17 protein-coding genes are annotated in these 15537 nt (G+C 66.8%); 15 read left to right on the plus strand and 2 right to left on the minus strand.

The features are described from left to right. From B2X67_RS05350 to gshA, 3 genes are all read left to right on the plus strand, one after another. A partial coding sequence (locus tag B2X67_RS05350; protein WP_286784845.1) for a hypothetical protein occupies positions 1-194 on the plus strand: 194 nt, incomplete at its 5' end. 2 nt (positions 195-196) lie between these two features. Beyond that, positions 197-586 carry a PaaI family thioesterase gene (locus tag B2X67_RS05355; RefSeq protein WP_090224045.1) on the plus strand — a complete coding sequence of 130 codons (390 nt, stop codon included), beginning with the start codon at positions 197-199 and terminating at the stop codon, positions 584-586. Positions 587-710: 124 nt separating this feature from the next. Beyond that, a complete protein-coding gene (gene gshA / locus B2X67_RS05360) occupies positions 711-2303 on the plus strand; it encodes a glutamate--cysteine ligase (RefSeq protein WP_286784846.1) in 1593 nt (530 codons plus the stop codon). 309 nt (positions 2304-2612) lie between these two features. Here the strand turns inward: gshA and rutR (B2X67_RS05365) are convergent, their stop codons facing one another. Then, positions 2613-3308 carry an HTH-type transcriptional regulator RutR gene (rutR, locus tag B2X67_RS05365; RefSeq protein ID WP_090224049.1) on the minus strand — a complete coding sequence of 232 codons (696 nt, stop codon included), beginning with the start codon at positions 3306-3308 and terminating at the stop codon, positions 2613-2615. Positions 3309-3657: 349 nt separating this feature from the next. Here rutR (B2X67_RS05365) and rutA point away from each other — a divergent pair, with 349 nt between their 5' ends. The 6 genes from rutA to rutF are packed head-to-tail and all read left to right on the plus strand — an operon-like array spanning position 3658 to position 7884. Continuing rightward, complete coding sequence (gene rutA / locus B2X67_RS05370; protein WP_090224051.1) at positions 3658-4749, plus strand: pyrimidine utilization protein A; 1092 nt, start codon at positions 3658-3660, stop codon at positions 4747-4749. Then, positions 4749-5474 carry a pyrimidine utilization protein B gene (gene rutB / locus B2X67_RS05375; RefSeq protein ID WP_376747800.1) on the plus strand — a complete coding sequence of 242 codons (726 nt, stop codon included), beginning with the start codon at positions 4749-4751 and terminating at the stop codon, positions 5472-5474. The genes rutA and rutB overlap by 1 nt, the downstream gene beginning before the upstream one ends. A gap of 30 nt (positions 5475-5504) precedes the next feature. Next, positions 5505-5891, plus strand: coding sequence for a pyrimidine utilization protein C (gene rutC, locus B2X67_RS05380; RefSeq protein ID WP_282342821.1), 387 nt, complete (start codon positions 5505-5507; stop codon positions 5889-5891). Between the two features lie 52 nt (positions 5892-5943). Beyond that, on the plus strand, positions 5944-6720 hold the full coding sequence (gene rutD, locus B2X67_RS05385; RefSeq protein ID WP_286784847.1) for a pyrimidine utilization protein D: 777 nt from the start codon (positions 5944-5946) through the stop codon (positions 6718-6720). A 17-nt stretch (positions 6721-6737) separates the two neighbouring features. Then, positions 6738-7328, plus strand: a complete 591-nt coding sequence (locus B2X67_RS05390; RefSeq protein ID WP_286784848.1) for a malonic semialdehyde reductase — start codon at positions 6738-6740, stop codon at positions 7326-7328. Positions 7329-7359: 31 nt separating this feature from the next. Next, a complete protein-coding gene (gene rutF, locus B2X67_RS05395; RefSeq protein WP_286784849.1) occupies positions 7360-7884 on the plus strand; it encodes an NADH-dependent FMN reductase RutF in 525 nt (174 codons plus the stop codon). A 115-nt stretch (positions 7885-7999) separates the two neighbouring features. Here the strand turns inward: rutF and rutR (B2X67_RS05400) are convergent, their stop codons facing one another. After that, complete coding sequence (gene rutR / locus B2X67_RS05400) at positions 8000-8635, minus strand: HTH-type transcriptional regulator RutR (protein WP_282342830.1); 636 nt, start codon at positions 8633-8635, stop codon at positions 8000-8002. Between the two features lie 435 nt (positions 8636-9070). On the opposite strand from rutR (B2X67_RS05400), the gene B2X67_RS05405 reads away from it, so the two are divergent. From B2X67_RS05405 to B2X67_RS05430, 6 genes are all read left to right on the plus strand, one after another. Then, positions 9071-10078 carry an isopenicillin N synthase family dioxygenase gene (locus tag B2X67_RS05405; RefSeq protein ID WP_282342831.1) on the plus strand — a complete coding sequence of 336 codons (1008 nt, stop codon included), beginning with the start codon at positions 9071-9073 and terminating at the stop codon, positions 10076-10078. Between the two features lie 3 nt (positions 10079-10081). Then, positions 10082-10468: a VOC family protein gene (locus tag B2X67_RS05410; protein ID WP_286784850.1), complete on the plus strand. Its 387-nt coding sequence runs from the start codon at positions 10082-10084 to the stop codon at positions 10466-10468. Between the two features lie 142 nt (positions 10469-10610). After that, complete coding sequence (locus B2X67_RS05415; protein ID WP_282342832.1) at positions 10611-11696, plus strand: BMP family ABC transporter substrate-binding protein; 1086 nt, start codon at positions 10611-10613, stop codon at positions 11694-11696. Between the two features lie 129 nt (positions 11697-11825). After that, positions 11826-13334: an ABC transporter ATP-binding protein gene (locus tag B2X67_RS05420; protein ID WP_376747799.1), complete on the plus strand. Its 1509-nt coding sequence runs from the start codon at positions 11826-11828 to the stop codon at positions 13332-13334. Further along, entirely contained in the window at positions 13327-14448 is a 1122-nt protein-coding gene (locus B2X67_RS05425) for an ABC transporter permease (RefSeq protein WP_282342834.1), read from the plus strand. Before B2X67_RS05420 ends, B2X67_RS05425 begins: the two co-directional genes overlap by 8 nt. Then, the gene (locus B2X67_RS05430; RefSeq protein WP_286784851.1) at positions 14448-15374 is read left to right on the plus strand and encodes an ABC transporter permease; all 927 of its coding nucleotides are present in this window, start codon (positions 14448-14450) and stop codon (positions 15372-15374) included. Before B2X67_RS05425 ends, B2X67_RS05430 begins: the two co-directional genes overlap by 1 nt. The last annotated feature ends 163 nt before the right edge of the window (positions 15375-15537 follow it).

The raw sequence follows: 15537 nt of genomic DNA on the forward strand, positions 1-15537 counted from the left end.
TCCCGCGCAAACGCGTCGGCCTTTCCATGCGCCTGGGCGACACGCCGGGCGAGAAGGTCGAAGGCCCGCGCGGCGGCCAGGGGCGCGGCAATCGCCCGGCGCCGGCCGCGCGCAACGAGCCCAAGGCGGCCGCTGCGGCGCCCAACGCGGCGATGGCGGCGCTGTTCGCCAACGCCAAGCAACTGAGGAAGTAGGCATGACCCGACAAGTCGAAGCGGTGGGCAGCAGCAGCGCCTTCGGACGCCTGCTCGGGCTGGAGATCATCAAGGCCGAGGCCGGCGAGGCGCGCCTGCGCCTGCGCATGCACGAAGGCCTGAGCAACGTGCGCGGCATGCTCCACGGCGGCGCGCTGTTCTCGCTGATCGACACCGCCATGGGCCAGGCCAGCCACAGCCTGTTCGGTGGCGAAGCCGCCGCGGTGACGCTGGAGAGCAAGATCAACTACATCCGCGGCGTGAGCGAGGGCGAAGTGCTCTGCCGCGCCTGGGTGGTGCACGCCGGCAAGCGCACCCAGGTGATCGAGGCCGAGGTGCATCAGGGCGATAAACTGATCGCCAAGGCGCAGTCGACCTTTGCCGTCCTCTGAGTCGGCGGCGCCGGTCGCCGCCACCCCACTTCACGGCCAGACGTCGACGTCACCGTTCCTCCCCTTGTAGAGCGAAAGGCCCACCCCCATATTGGGGCGACCGTCGCGTGAAGGAATTGCAATCTTGAGCGAGCTTTTGACCCGCCGCCTGGCCCTGCTAGGCGCGCCCGCCCACCTGTCGCTGCTCACCCGCAGCCTGCATGGCATCGAACGCGAGACCCTGCGCGTCGATCACGACGGACGCCTGGCGAAAACCGCGCACCCGGCCGCGCTGGGCTCGGCGCTGACCCATCCGCAGATCACCACCGACTATTCCGAGGCGCTGCTGGAGTTCATCACGCCGGCCGAAGCCGACCCGCGCGCGACCCTCGCCGACCTCGAGGCGATCCATCGCTTCGCCGCCAGCCAGCTCGACGGCGAATACCTGTGGAGCCCGTCGATGCCCGGCGCGCTGCCGGAAGAGGTGCAGATTCCCATCGCCGAATACGGCGACTCGCTGATCGGTCGCCTCAAGCACGTCTACCGCAAGGGGCTGGCGCTGCGTTACGGCAAGACCATGCAGTGCATTGCCGGGATTCACTACAACTTCTCCCTGGCCGACGAGGTCTGGCCGCTGCTACAGGCCGACGAAGTGCCCGACGACACGCGCAGCGCGCGCGACTACCAGTCGGCGCGCTACATCGCCCTGGCGCGCAACTTCCGCCGCTACAGCTGGCTGCTGATGTACCTGTTCGGCGCCTCGCCGGCGCTGGACGCGAACTTCCTCCGCGGCCGTCCGCACGCCCTGGAACGCTTCGACGACGACACCCTCTACCTGCCCTGGGCGACCAGCCTGCGGATGAGCGACCTGGGCTACCAGAGCAGCGCCCAGTCCGGCCTGACGCCCTGCTACAACGACCTGCCCAGCTACATCGAGAGCCTGCGCACCGCAGTGGCGACGCCCTACCCGCCGTACGCCGAGGTCGGCACCAAGCGCGATGGCGAGTGGCTGCAGTTGAACACCAACATCCTGCAGATCGAGAACGAGTACTACTCGACGATCCGCCCGAAACGCGTGACATACACCGGCGAACGACCGATCCAGGCGCTCAGCGCCCGCGGCGTGCAGTACGTCGAAGTGCGCTGCCTGGACATCAACCCGTTCCTGCCGCTGGGCATCGACCTCGCCGAAGCGCGCTTCCTCGACGTGTTCCTCCTGTTCTGCGCGCTGGAAGACAGCCCGCCGCTGGATGGCAGCCACTGCCAGGGCTGCACCGACAACTTCCTCAGCGTGGTCAAGCAGGGTCGGCGCCCGGGCCTGCTGCTGCGCGGCGAAGACGACCAACCGGTCGAGCTGAAGACCTGGGCGAACGCGTTGCTGCAACGCTTCGAGGCGATCGCCGAACTGCTCGATGCGGCCAGCGGCAGTGACGAGCATCGCCAGTCGCTGCAGGCGCAGCGCGGCAAGATCGCCGACCCCGAATCGACGCCGTCGGCGCGGGTGCTGCGCGAGATGCGCGAGCGCCAGGAAAGCTTCTCGGCCTTCGCCCTGCGCCTGTCGCGCGAGCATGACGGCTACTTCCGCAGCCATCCGCTGAATGCGCAAGAGCAGGCGCGCTTCGAGAAACTGGCCGCCCAGTCCATCGCCGACCAGGCCGAGCTGGAGCAGACCCAGGTGGGCGACTTCGACACCTTCGTCGGCGCCTACCAGGCGAGCATCCTCGGCCTAAGCCACTGACGCCGGACTGCGTCCACCCTACGACACCCATAGCAGGGTGTCGTAGGGTGGGTTAGCGGCATCGCTCGATCTGTCAGCCTTCGTCGATTCCCACCGCCGCGTGACCCACCGGTCGGAGTCCCGCCAAGGCATCCCCGGGGGGCACCCGCGCCGCTATCGGCGAATCGCCGCTCGCGGATCGCACCAACCGTAGGGTGGGTTAGCGGCATCGCGCGATGTGCCAGCCCTCCCCCGATTCCCACCGCCGCGTAACCCACCTGTCGGAGTCTCGCCTCGCCCCGCAAAGACCGATTCAACGCCGGCTCCCCCTCAGCGCGGGCGGATGCCGTCGAGGATCAACGCCTGCAGACTGCCCAGCACTTCCTCGAAGAAATCCGGATCGCTCAGCGTGCGGCCGGTGATGGACTCCACCTGGACGCGGAAGTCCGCGTAGTGCTGGGTCGTCGCCCAGAGCGAGAAGATCAGGTGATAGGGGTCGATCGGCGCCAGCCGGCCGGACTCGCTCCAGCGGCGGATCACCTCGGTCTTGGCGTGCACCAGATCGCGCAGCTCGTGCTCCAGCTCGCCGCGCAGCAGCGGTGCGCCCTGGATGATCTCCAGGCAGAACAGCCGCGATGCCGCCGGCTCGTCGCGTGACAGCTCGAGTTTGAGGCGGATGTAGCCGCGGATCGCCTCCAGCGGCTCCATCTCCACGCTCAGCGCGCGCAGCGGCGCCAGCCAGACGCTCATCAGTTGATGCAGCACCGCCAGGTAGAGGTCTTCCTTGCTGCCGAAGTAGTACAGCAGGTTGGTCTTGGAGACGTCGGCACGGGCAGCGATCTGATCGACACTGGTGCCGTGCAGGCCGAACTGCGAGAACAACGCGATGGCCGCCTCGGTGATCGCCGCGCGCTTGCTTTCCATCTGCCGCTCGCGTCGCGCCAGGGTCGCCGCGCTGGCCGTGCGTGACGCCTTCTTGCGAATCGCCGGCGCATGCTCGGCGCCGGACGGGTGGTCCTGGGTCATGCGGCCCTCCTGTTCGGCCGAAAGCGCCTGGGCGAGGCGCCGGGCGGGGTCGCCACCATAGCCAAAACGACGGGGGCTGTCAGGCCGCCCTGAATGCATCCGGCTTGACGGCGGTCATGGACAAACCCGGATTGGTGCGTCTTTTTCGGGCGGCATGCACAAACCAGGTGCTCTATGACGGACCATTTGGTCCACTCTAACGCGGAGGTTTAACCCAACCTTCTGTTTTCGCTGGATTTTCCTTTTCTGGCACAGTCCATGCTCTCTTCCCTGCGACACATCGCCGCGAGCAGGCGCCGTGAACATGCCGGCATCGCTCGCCAACACGCGCAATCAAGGGGTTATCGTTATGAAAGTTGGCGTCTTCATTCCCATCGGCAACAACGGCTGGCTGATCTCCGAAACCGCCCCGCAATACATGCCGACCTTCGAGCTGAACAAGCAGATCGTCCAGCGCGCCGAGCACTACGGCTTCGATTTCGCCCTGTCGATGATCAAGCTCCGCGGTTTCGGCGGTAAGACCGAATTCTGGGAGCACAACCTCGAATCCTTCACCCTGATGGCCGGCCTCGCCGCCGTCACCAGCAAGATCCAACTGTTCGCCACCGCCGCCACCCTGACCCTGCCGCCGGCCATCGTCGCGCGCATGGCCTCGACCATCGACTCGATCTCGGGCGGCCGCTTCGGCGTCAACCTGGTCACCGGCTGGCAACGCCCGGAGTACTCGCAGATGGGCATGTGGCCGGGCGACGAGTTCTTCTCAACCCGCTACGAGTACCTCGGCGAGTACGCCCAGGTCCTGCGCGACCTGTGGAGCACCGGGCACAGCGACCTGAAGGGCAAGTACTTCACCATGGAAGACTGCCGCGTCAGCCCGAAACCCCAGGCCGACATGAAGATCATCTGCGCCGGCTCCAGCGACGCCGGCATGGCCTTCTCCGCGCAGTACGCCGACTACAACTTCTGCTTCGGCAAGGGCGTGAACACCCCCGCCGCCTTCGCCCCGGCCACCGAGCGCCTGCTCGCGGCCACCGCCAAGACCGGACGCGAGGTCAACTCCTGCGTGCTGTTCATGGTCATCGCCGAGGAAACCGAGGCCGCCGCCCGCGCCAAGTGGGAGCTGTACAAGGACGGCGCCGACCAGGAAGCGCTGAAGTGGCTGGGCGACCAGGCCGCGGTGGACACCCGCTCGGGCAGCGACACCAACGTGCGGCAGATGTCCGACCCCACCTCGGCGGTGAACATCAACATGGGCACCCTGGTGGGCTCCTTCGAGCAGGTCGCGAAGATGCTCGACGAAGTGGCGGCGGTGCCGGGCACCGAGGGCGTGATGCTGACCTTCGACGACTTCATCGAGGGTGTCGAGAAGTTCGGCCAGCGCATCCAGCCGCTGATGAAGAGCCGCAGCGCCGTCGTGGAAACCCTGAAGGAGATCGCCTGATGAGCGAGAGAAGCGTATCCGGCTACGAACTGCCGGTGGACGCCAGCGCGCCGCTGACCCTGCCGGGACGCCCGGAACCCCTGCAGCTGCGGCCCAGCCAGACTGCGCTGATCGTGGTCGACATGCAGAACGCCTATTCGACCCTCGGCGGCTACCTCGACCTCGCCGGCTTCGACGTCTCCTCCACCGGCCCGGTGATCGAGAAGATCCAGGTCGCCCTCGACGCCGCGCGCGCCGCCGGCGTGCAGGTGATCTTCTTCCAGAACGGCTGGGACAAGGAGTACGTCGAGGCGGGCGGCCCCGGCTCGCCGAACTGGCACAAGTCCAACGCGCTGAAGACCATGCGCCGGCGCCCCGAACTGCAGGGTACCCTGCTCGCCAAGGGCGGCTGGGACTATGACCTGGTCGACCAGCTGAAGCCGCTGCCAGGCGACATCGTGATGCCGAAGCCACGCTACAGCGGCTTCTTCAACACGCCGTTGGACAGCATCCTGCGCGCCCGCGGGATCAAGAACCTGGTGTTCACCGGGATCGCCACCAACGTCTGCGTCGAATCGACCCTGCGCGACGGTTTCTTCCTCGAATACTTCGGCGTGGTCCTCGCCGACGCGACCCACCAGGCCGGCCCGCCGTCGGCCCAGGAAGCGGCGCTGTTCAACATCGAGACGTTCTTCGGCTGGGTGTCCTCGGTCGACGACTTCTGCACCACGCTCAAGCACGCCTGACCTCACCTCAAAAAACCAGGAAGCCTTGCCATGCCCAAACAATCGATCATCCCGCCGGGAACCGGCAAACCCCTCGCCCCCTACGTGCCGGGTTCGCTGGCCGACGGCATCCTCTACGTCGCCGGCACCCTGCCGCTGGACAAGGACGCCAACGTGGTCCACGTCGGCAACGCCACCGAACAGACCCGCCACGTGCTGGAAACCATCAAGGGCGTCGTCGAGGCCGCCGGCGGCAGCATGGACGACGTCACCTTCAATATGATCATGCTCAAGGACTGGGCCGACTACGCGGCGATCAATGCCGTCTACGCCGAGTACTTCGCCGGCGAGAAACCGGCACGCTACTGCATCCAGTGCGGCCTGGTGAAACCCGAGGCACTGATCGAGATCGCCTCGATCGCCCACGTCGGCAAGTGATGCGCTGCCCGGAGGCGCCTGAGCGGCGCATCCGGCGGCTCGAGGACCCTCCATGCACTACGAAATCCACGGCAATCCCGACGCCGGGCAGACCGTCTTGCTGTCCTCAGGCCTTGGCGGCTCGGCGGGCTACTGGACGCCGCACCTGGCCGTGCTCGGCGAACTTTTCCAAGTGATCAGCTACGACCAGCGCGGCACCGGGCGCAGCCCCGCCGAGCTGGCCGAGGGCTACTCCATCACCGACATGGCCGACGACGTGCTGGCCCTGGCCGACGACCTCGAACTGACCCAGTGCGACTTCGTCGGCCATGCCCTCGGCGGCCTGGTCGGCCTGCAGGTCGCCCTGCAGCGCCCCGGCCTGATCCGCCGCCTGGTGCCGATCAACGCCTGGGCCGCGCCCAACGCCCACAGCGCGCGCTGCTTCGACATGCGCATCGCGCTGCTGAAGAACACCGGCCCCGCCGCCTACGTGGCCGCGCAACCGATCTTCCTCTACCCGCCGAGCTGGATCGTCGCCAACGGAGAACGCCTCGAAGCGGACCTGGCCCACGCCCTCGCGCACTTCCCCGGTGAGGCCAACACCCTGCGGCGGATCGCGGCGCTGCGCGCCTTCGACATCTCCGCGCGCCTGACCGAGATCGACGTGCCGACGCTGGTCATGGCCAGCCGCGACGACAGCCTGGTGCCCTGGACACAGTCCGTGGCCCTGGCCGAAGGCCTGCCGAACGCCCGCCTGGACGTGCGAGACTTCGGCGGCCATGCCTTCAACCTGACCGAACAAGCGGCGTTCGAAGCCAGCCTGCTGGACTTCCTCCAGCAAGCGGACTGAAACGCCCGGAGAACACCATGAGCCTTGCACTCGACGAAAAAGCCCTTGCCAGCCTGTTCAGCGAAGCCCGCACTCACGGCAGCTGGCGCGACCAGCCGGTGAGCGACGATCAGCTGGCCGAACTCTATGCACTGACCCGCATGGGCCCGACCTCGGCCAACTGCAGCCCGGCGCGCTTCGTCTTCGTGCGCAGCGCCGAAGGCAAGGAAAAGCTCAAGCCGACACTGTCCTCGGGCAATCTGGAAAAGACCATGAGCGCGCCGGTGACGGTGATCGTCGCCTACGAGCGCGAGTTCTACGAAGCGCTGCCGCGCCTGTTCCCGCATGGCGACGCCCGCAGCTGGTTCACCTCCAGCCCGGAATTCGCCGAACAGACCGCGCTGCGCAACAGCTCGATGCAGGCCGCCTACCTGATCCTCGCCGCCCGCGCGATGGGCCTGGATACCGGGCCGATGTCGGGCTTCGACCGCGCCAAGCTCGACGCTGCCTTCTTCGCCGGGAGTACCTGGACCGCCAACCTGCTGATCAACCTCGGCTATGGCAACCCGGAGAAACTTTACCCGCGCCTGCCGCGCCTGGCCTTCGACGAAGCCTGCACGCTCGCCTGACCGACTCGCCCCGCGGGGCAAGGAGAACCTCATGCTCAGCCATTCCCTCGCCGCCTGCGCCAACGACCGGCCGCCGCTCGTGCTCAAGCACGACTATCGCGACGCCATGGCACGCCTGGGCGCCGCGGTGAACGTGATCACCACCGACGGCCCCGGCGGGCGCGCCGGCTTCACCGCCTCGGCGGTGTGCAGCGTGACCGACGAACCGCCGACCCTGCTGGTCTGCCTCAACCGCGGCGCCTCGGTCTACGACGCCTTCCTGGCCAACGGTGTGGTCTGCGTCAACGTCCTCGCCCACGGCCAGGAAGCGCTGTCCAACCTGTTCGGCGGCAAGACCTCGATGGCCGAGCGCTTCGCCGCCGCGCAGTGGGGCGAACTGGCCAGCGGCGCACCGGTACTCGAAGGCGCGCTGGTCTCCTTCGATTGCCGCGTCGCCGAAACCACCCAGGTCGGCACCCACGACATCCTGTTCTGCGAAGTGCTCGCCATCCGCCACGGCGAACCGGGCAAGGGCCTGATGTATTTCGAGCGGGCCTACCACGGCCTGGGCATTTGACACGACGCAGCCTGGGCAACCTGTAGGGTGGATCGCGCCTTATCGATCCACCTTACGGGGTTCACCTCCTACGCCGCCTCGCACCGGGCACGTGCCCGGCGGGGGAAGACGGCATCTACGATCCGGACACCTCGCCCGCGTCCACCCCGATGCCGCGCAGAATCAGCCCCTGGACACTGGCCAGGGCCTGCTCGAAGAACGCCGGATCGTCCAGCGTGCGCCCGGTGATCGACTGCACCTGGACCGAGAAATCGGCGTAATGCTGGGTCAGCGCCCAGAGCGAGAAGAACAGGTGATGCGGGTCCACCGGCTGCAACCGGCCGTCGGCGACCCAGGCGCGAACCACCCCGGCCTTGGCATCCACCAGTTCGCGCAGAGTTCCTTCCAGCGCCGGTTTCAGCAACGGCGCCCCCTGGATCATCTCCAGACAGAACAGCCGCGACGCCTGCGGGTGGTCGCGCGAGTTGATCATCTTCAGGCGGATGTACTGGGCGATCGCCTCGGCGGGGTCCTGCTCCGCGCCGATCGCGCGCAGCGGCGCCAGCCAGAGGTCGAGCAGCTCGCTCAGCAGATCGATGTACAACTCCTCCTTGGAGGCGAAGTAGTACAGCAGGTTGCTCTTCGACAGGCCGGCGAGGCTGGCGACCTGATCCAGACTGGTTCCGTGCAGCCCGTAACGCGAAAACAGATCCAGCGCGGCCGCCTGGATCGCCTCCTGCTTGGGTGTTCCGGGTAGGCTCTTTTTACTCACCGTCGAACTTCCTTCGCTGCGGAAAGTTCACCACCGAAGAGGCGACGAAGTTATGGGAACGCACCCGTTGAATAACCCACATCACGCCGCGCAACAACCCTTTTAAAATGCGGGTTAATTATTTACGACGCAATGCGCCGAGCGATCACCCCGCACAAAACAGGGCAGGCAATACTTTGGTGCGCGGCGGTCCCAATGCGGTGCACCGCCACCCCGACGACGGCGCGGCAAAACGCCGCCAACCTCGCCTTTAAAACCAAATAAATCAAACAGATATGCGTTTTTGTCCATTTGGTCAAAATTGGCATACCGGTTGCTATTCAAAGAGGCAGCAACATTATTAGAAAAGCAACTCGAAAAGCCTTAGTCGTGCACTTTTAAGTTCACGTAACTTCAGCTGCCCTCGATCAACTTTCCCACGACCGGAGAGTAGAAATGACGCTGTTGTATGTGCCCATCATCGACCTCGAACCCTATTTCGAAGGCACTCCGGAAGGGAAACAGAAAGTTGCCAGGGCGGTGGATCAGGCCTGCCGGGATATCGGCTTCCTGATCATCAAGAAACACCGGATTCCCCGCGAACTCATCGAGCGCGTATCGCGCCTGAGCCACGCCTTCTTCGACCTGCCGCTGGCGGAAAAACGCAAGGTCGACCGCCCGCGTCCGGACCAGGTGCGCGGCTTCTCCGCGGTGGCCGAGGAGAGTCTCTCCTACAGCACCGGCGAGGCGGCGCCGGGCGACCTCAAGGAATCCTTCTCGGTCGGCCCGAGTAACGTGCCCGACGAGCCTTACTACAACGGCGCGGACGCCGGCCCGCACTTCGCGCCGAACGTCTGGCCGGGCACCTTGCCGGGCTTTCGCGAAGCCTATGAGGAATACTTCGCCGCGATGAGCGAACTGGCGCTGCACATGATGCGGCTGTTCGCCCTCGCCCTGGAGTTGCCCGAGCACTACTTCGACGACAAGGTCGACCGTCACATCAGCATGTTCCGCGTGCTCAGCTACCCGCGCCTGACGCAGCCGCCCGAGGACGGCCAATTCCGCGCCAGCCCGCACAGCGACTACGGCAGCATGACCATCGTGCTGCCGGACGCCGGCGGCCTGCAAGTGCGCAACAAGGCCGGCGAATGGGTCGACGTGCCTTTCGAGCCGGACGGCTTCGCGGTGAACATCGGCGACCTGATGATGCAGTGGACCAACGACCGCTGGATCTCCACCGTGCACCGGGTGATCGTTCCCGAGCTGGAGCAGCCGAGCAACGCGCGGCGCCAGTCGCTGGTGTTCTTCCACCAGCCCAACTACGACGCCCTCGTCGAATGCCTGCCGAGCTGCCTCGCCGACGGCGAGACGGCGAAGCACGCACCGATCAGCTCCGGCGATCACCTGCGCTCGAAGTTCGTCAAGCAGACCACCTTCGGCGGCACCAAGAGCGAGGTTGCGTAAGCCATGGCCATGCTCTCCTACGTTAACGTCTTCGCCCGGGACGTGGTCGCCCTCAGCGGCTTCTACCAGAAGGTGTTCGGCTTCGCCGAGATCGAGGCGATCCGCTCGCCGATCTTCCGCGGGCTCGACACCGGCAAGTCGTGCCTGGGCTTTAACGCGCCGGACGCCTACGAACTGCTCGGCCTCGCCGACCAGGCCGAGACCCGCGGCATCAAGTTCCTGCTGAACATCGACGTCGACAGCCAGGCGGACGTCGACCTCCGGGTACCGCTGGCCCTGGAGGCCGGCGCGACGCTGATCAAGGCGCCCTACACCACCTATTACAACTGGTACCAGGCGGTGCTGCTCGACCCCGAAGGCAACGTGTTCCGGATCAATTTCATGCTGTAGGGCCGCGCACGACCTGTCCCCTCTCCCGTTTACGGGAGAGGGCTAGGGAGAGGGTGCTTCACCGGTGCCCTCTCCCCCGGCCCCTCTCCCATGAATGGGAGAGGGGAGGAAAAGCCTAACCTTCACTCCCGGAGACGACGCAATGCACAAATGGATTCAGAGAAGCCTCTACAGCGCCGTGCTGGTCAGCGTGGCCGGCGTTGCGATGGCCGATGACGGCTTCACCCTGGAAGGCCCGCCGAAGATCGCGATGATCTACTTCGATGCGAAGAACGATGGCGGCTGGACCCAGGCCTTCGACGAGGCACGGGTGAAGATCGAGAAGGAGCTGGGGCAGAAGATCCAGTTCGTCGAAAAAGTCCCGGAGAGCGCCTCGGCGATCAAGCCGGCGGCCGAGCGCTTCATCTCGCGCGGCGCCAACATCGTCATCGGCACCGCCTTCGGCTACTCCGACACCTTCAAGGAACTCGCCGAGAAATACCCTAAGGTGGCCTTCCTCAACGGTTCCGGCACCACCAACGGGCATAACCTCGAATCCTTCTACGGCCGCACCTACGAAACCCACTACCTGTGCGGCATGGCGGCCGGCGCGGCGTCGAAGACCGGCAAGCTGGGCTTCGTCGCGGCCAACCCGTTCGGCGTGGTCAACTGGACCGTCAACGCCTACGAGATGGGCGCCAAGCAGATGAACCCGAACGCCACCACCACGGTGATCTACACCGGCGCGTGGAACGACCCGGTGAAGGAACGCGCCGCCGCCATGGCGCTGATCGACCAGGGCGCCGATGTCATCGGCCAGCACGTCGACACCCCGACCCCGCAGATCGTCGCCCAGGAGCGCGGCGTGTACGGCACCGGCCACCACCGCGACCTCAGCCAGTTCGCCCCGGATGCGACCATCTGCTCGGCGATCTGGACCTGGGACAAGTTCCTCGTCCCGGAGCTGAAGAAAATCACCGCCGGCAACTGGAAGCCGGCGCCCTACGGTGCCTTCATGACCATCCCCGAGGGCGGCGGCGACATCGCCTTCGGCAAGGTCGGCCTGAGCGAGGAAGCCAAGGCCAAGATCATGGCCGAGCGCCAGGCGATCATCGACGGCAAGCACATCTACGCAGGGCCTCTGGTCGACCGCGAAGGCAAGGAACGCGTGCCGGCCGGCAGCGACCTGTCCGACGCCGACCTGTGGAAGATGGACTGGTACGTACCCGGCGTGATCACCCAGAAATAACCCTCGCCAACGGGGACCGCGCCGCGGTCCCTTTGCCAATGGCTTCGTGCGCGAAGCCATTGGCAAAGCCGCTCCAGAGGTTTCCTCCACGGGCGGCCGCAAGGCTCCCGCTCTGTCCCGAGAATCCAAATGCCCAACGCCCTGCAACTCACCGGCGTCAGCAAGTCCTTCGACGGCTTCAAGGCCCTTTCCGACGCCAGCTTCACCGTTAAATGGGGTGAGGTCCACGCCCTGCTCGGCGAGAACGGTGCCGGCAAATCCTCGTTGATGAACATCGCCGCCGGGCTCTACGCGCCGGAAACCGGCGAGCTGCTGATCGACGACAACAAGGTCCAGCTCAAGGGCCCGGCGGATGCCGCGCGCGAGCGCATCGGCATGGTCCATCAGCACTTCAAGCTGGTGAAGCCGTTCTCCGTGGCCGAGAACATCCTGCTCGGCCTGCCCCGGAGCGAAGGCAGCCACCGCAAGCGCCTGCGCGAGACCGAACGGCTGATCGCCGAGAAGGCCGAGCAGATCGGCTTCTCCATCGACCCGAAGAAGACCGTGGCGGACCTGTCCATCGCCGAGCAGCAGCGCGTGGAGATCCTCAAGGTGCTGCTCGCCGGGGCGAAGATCCTGATCCTCGACGAACCCACCGCGGTGCTCACCGACCAGGAAGGCGAACGCCTGCTGTCCACCGTGCAGGGCCTTGCCCGGCAAGGCGCGGCGGTGATCCTGGTGACCCACCGGATGGCCGACGTGAAACGCTTCGCCGACCGCGTGACGGTGATGCGCGGCGGCCGCACGGTGGAAACCCTCGATCCGCAGCAGGTCTCCATCGCCGACCTGGTCAAGCTCACCGTTGGCGAGTCGCTGCCGGCTCCGGAGCATGCGCGCAGCGAACCCGGCCCGGCGCTGCTGACCGTGCGCGGGCTGAAATCCCCGGAGGTCGGCGGCCGGCGCGTCCTCGACGGCATCGACCTGAGCCTGCGCGGCGGCGAGATCTACGGCATCGCCGGGGTCGGCGGCAACGGCCAGAGCGAGCTGGCCAACGTGCTGATGGGGCTGCCCGAACCCAGCGAGGGCGAGATCGCCCTGGAAGGCTTCGGCGACCTGCGCACCGCCGACATGGACCAGCGCCGCGAACTGCGCATCGCCGCGATCCCCGCCGACCGTTACGGCCTGGCGCTGGCCGGCGGCCTGTCGATCGCCGAGAACTTCGCCATCGGCCAGGTCCACAGCGGCCGCTACGGGCCGTTCTGGCTGCTGCGCGAAGGCCGCGCGCGGGAAGAGACGCAGGCCGCGGTGGAACGCTTCGACGTGCAGGGCGTGCGCAACGTCCGGCAGAAGGCCGCGCTGCTCTCCGGCGGCAACGCGCAGAAGCTGGTGATCGCCCGCGAATTCTCCCGCGAGCCGCGCATCGTCCTCGCCCACAGCCCGAGCCGCGGCCTCGATGTGCGCGCCGGCGCCGCCGTGCACCAGCGCCTGCTGGCTGCACGCGACAGCGGTGCCGCGGTGCTGCTGATCAGCGAGGACCTCGACGAAGTGCTGGCCCTGGCCGACCGCATCGGCGTGATGAGCGCCGGCAAGATCGTCGCCGAATTCGAACGACCCGCCGATCGCCAGGCGATCGGCAAAGCCATGGTGGACCATGTCTGAGCTTTCCAACGCAACCCAACCGACGTCCGCGCCGAAGCGCCAGCCGCTGACCAGCCGCCGCTACGCCCTGGAAATCCGCCAGCAGATGGCCTGGCACTGGCAGGCGCTGATCCTCGCCGTGTCGCTGATCGTCGGCCTGGGCATCTCCGCGGCGATCCTGATCGCCGCCGGCGTCCCCGGCGGCGAGCTGCTCGACGAGTTCGTCATCCTCACCCTGTTCGATGCGCAGAGCCTGCGCGCGGTGCTGTTCCAGGCCGCGCCCATCGTCATGGTCGGCATCGCCGGCTGCCTGGCGTTCCGCGCGCGCTTCTGGAACCTCGGCCTGGAGGGCCAGATGATCTGGGGCGGGATCGCCGCCACGGCCATCTCGCTGTTCGAGGTCGGTCCCGAATCCACCCGCCTGGCGCTGATGTTCGTCGCCGCCACCCTCGCCGGGCTGGCCTGGGCATTGGCGCCGGTGCTGCTCAAGCTGAACCTCAAGGTCAACGAAATCATCTCCACCCTGATGCTCAACTACATCGCCGCCAACTTCCTCCTGCACCTGGTCTACGGCGCCTGGAAGGACCCCAAGGATTCCTTCCCCTATTCGCCGCAGTACCGCGCCTTCGAGCGCCTGCCGGAGATGTTCGACGGCTACAGCATGGCGATTCCGCTGGCGGTACTCGTGGCGCTGTTCGCCTGGTGGTTCGTCGGCGTCTGCCGCGCCGGGCTGTACCTGCGCTTCGTCGACGCCAACCCGCGCGTCGCCGACGCGGTCGGCGTCCCGGTGCGCAAGGTGATCGTCGGCACCGTGCTGCTCTCCGGCGGCCTTGCCGGGATCGCCGGCTTCGTCGTCGCCGCCGGTCAGGAAGGCCGCCTGACCCAGGCGTTCTACCAGGGCTACGGCTTCTCCGGGATCCTCATCGCCTTCCTCGCGCGCAACAACCCGCTGGCAGCGACCATCGTCGCGCTGCTGGTGGCGACCCTGTTCGTCGCCGGGCGCAACCTGCAGGTGTTCTACCAGATCCCGTTTTCCATGGTTCAGTTGATCCAGGCGCTGATCGTCATCTGCGTCGCCTCCTCGGACTTCTTCATTCGCCACCGCATCCGCCGCATCGCCGGGAGGGAAAGCTGATGGACCTGCTCGCCAGTTGGCTCGGCAACGTGCCCGATTTCGCCGTGCCCTACGCCCTCGCCGCGCTGGGCCTGATCCTCACCGAGCGCGCCGGCGTGCTCTCGCTCGGCGCCGAGGGCCTGCTGCTGGCCGGGGCGCTGGCCAGCATCGGCACGCAGCTGGCCTTCGGCGTGGCCGGCTTCTCGCTGCTCGCCGGAATGGCCGCTGCCGCGCTGGTGTCGATTCTCTTCGCGGTGATGGTGATCGTCCTGCGGGTCAACCAGGTGATCGCCGGGCTGACCCTGGTGTTCTTCTGCCAGGGTCTCACCAGCCTGCTCGGCACGCTGCTGGAATGGACCAACCAGCCAATCCGCGGGCTGCCCGCACTGGCCCTCTGGCCGCTGTCCGAGCTGCCGCTGGTGGGCAAGCTGTTCCACCAGAACCTGATGGTCTACCTGACCGTGCCGATCTTCCTCGGCGTGGTCTGGTACCTCAACCGCAGCACGTCCGGCCTGCGCCTGCGCGCAGTGGGCGAGAACCCGCAGGCAGCCGACGCCGCCGGCATCCCGGTGCTCGCCTACCGCTTCGCCGCGGTGATGGCCGGCTCGGCGCTGGTCGGCCTGGCCGGCGCCTACATCGCCGTGCTGAGCACCAAGATGTGGATCGCCGACATGAGCGGCGGGCGCGGCTGGATCGCCGTGGCACTGGTGATCTTCGCCCGCTGGTCGCCGTGGAAGGCGCTGGCCGGCGCGGTGCTGTTCGGCTGCATCGAGGCGCTGATCCCGCAACTGGCCGCCGCCGGCGTGCGCCTGCCGCAGTATTTCGTGCTGATGACGCCCTATGCGGTGACCCTCGCCGTGATGATCTGGGTCGCCCTCGGCGGCCGCCAGAACAACGCCCAGCCCGGTGCACTGGGCGAACCCTATGTGCGCGAGGAACGGCGCTGAACGACTGGACCGGGGCACGCATTCTCTTCGCCGGCCGGGCGCAGCACCGCACGGTGGATCGATGAAGCGCGATCCACCCTACGAAAGCGTTGAGTTGCGGATGACGCGCCGATCATAGCCACTGTACCGATCGGCTTTTCGTAGGGTGGATGTCGCTTTTCAC

The organism is Pseudomonas sp. UBA3153, assembly GCF_002364635.1.
Classification (GTDB): Bacteria; Pseudomonadota; Gammaproteobacteria; order Pseudomonadales; family Pseudomonadaceae; genus Pseudomonas_O; species Pseudomonas_O kuykendallii.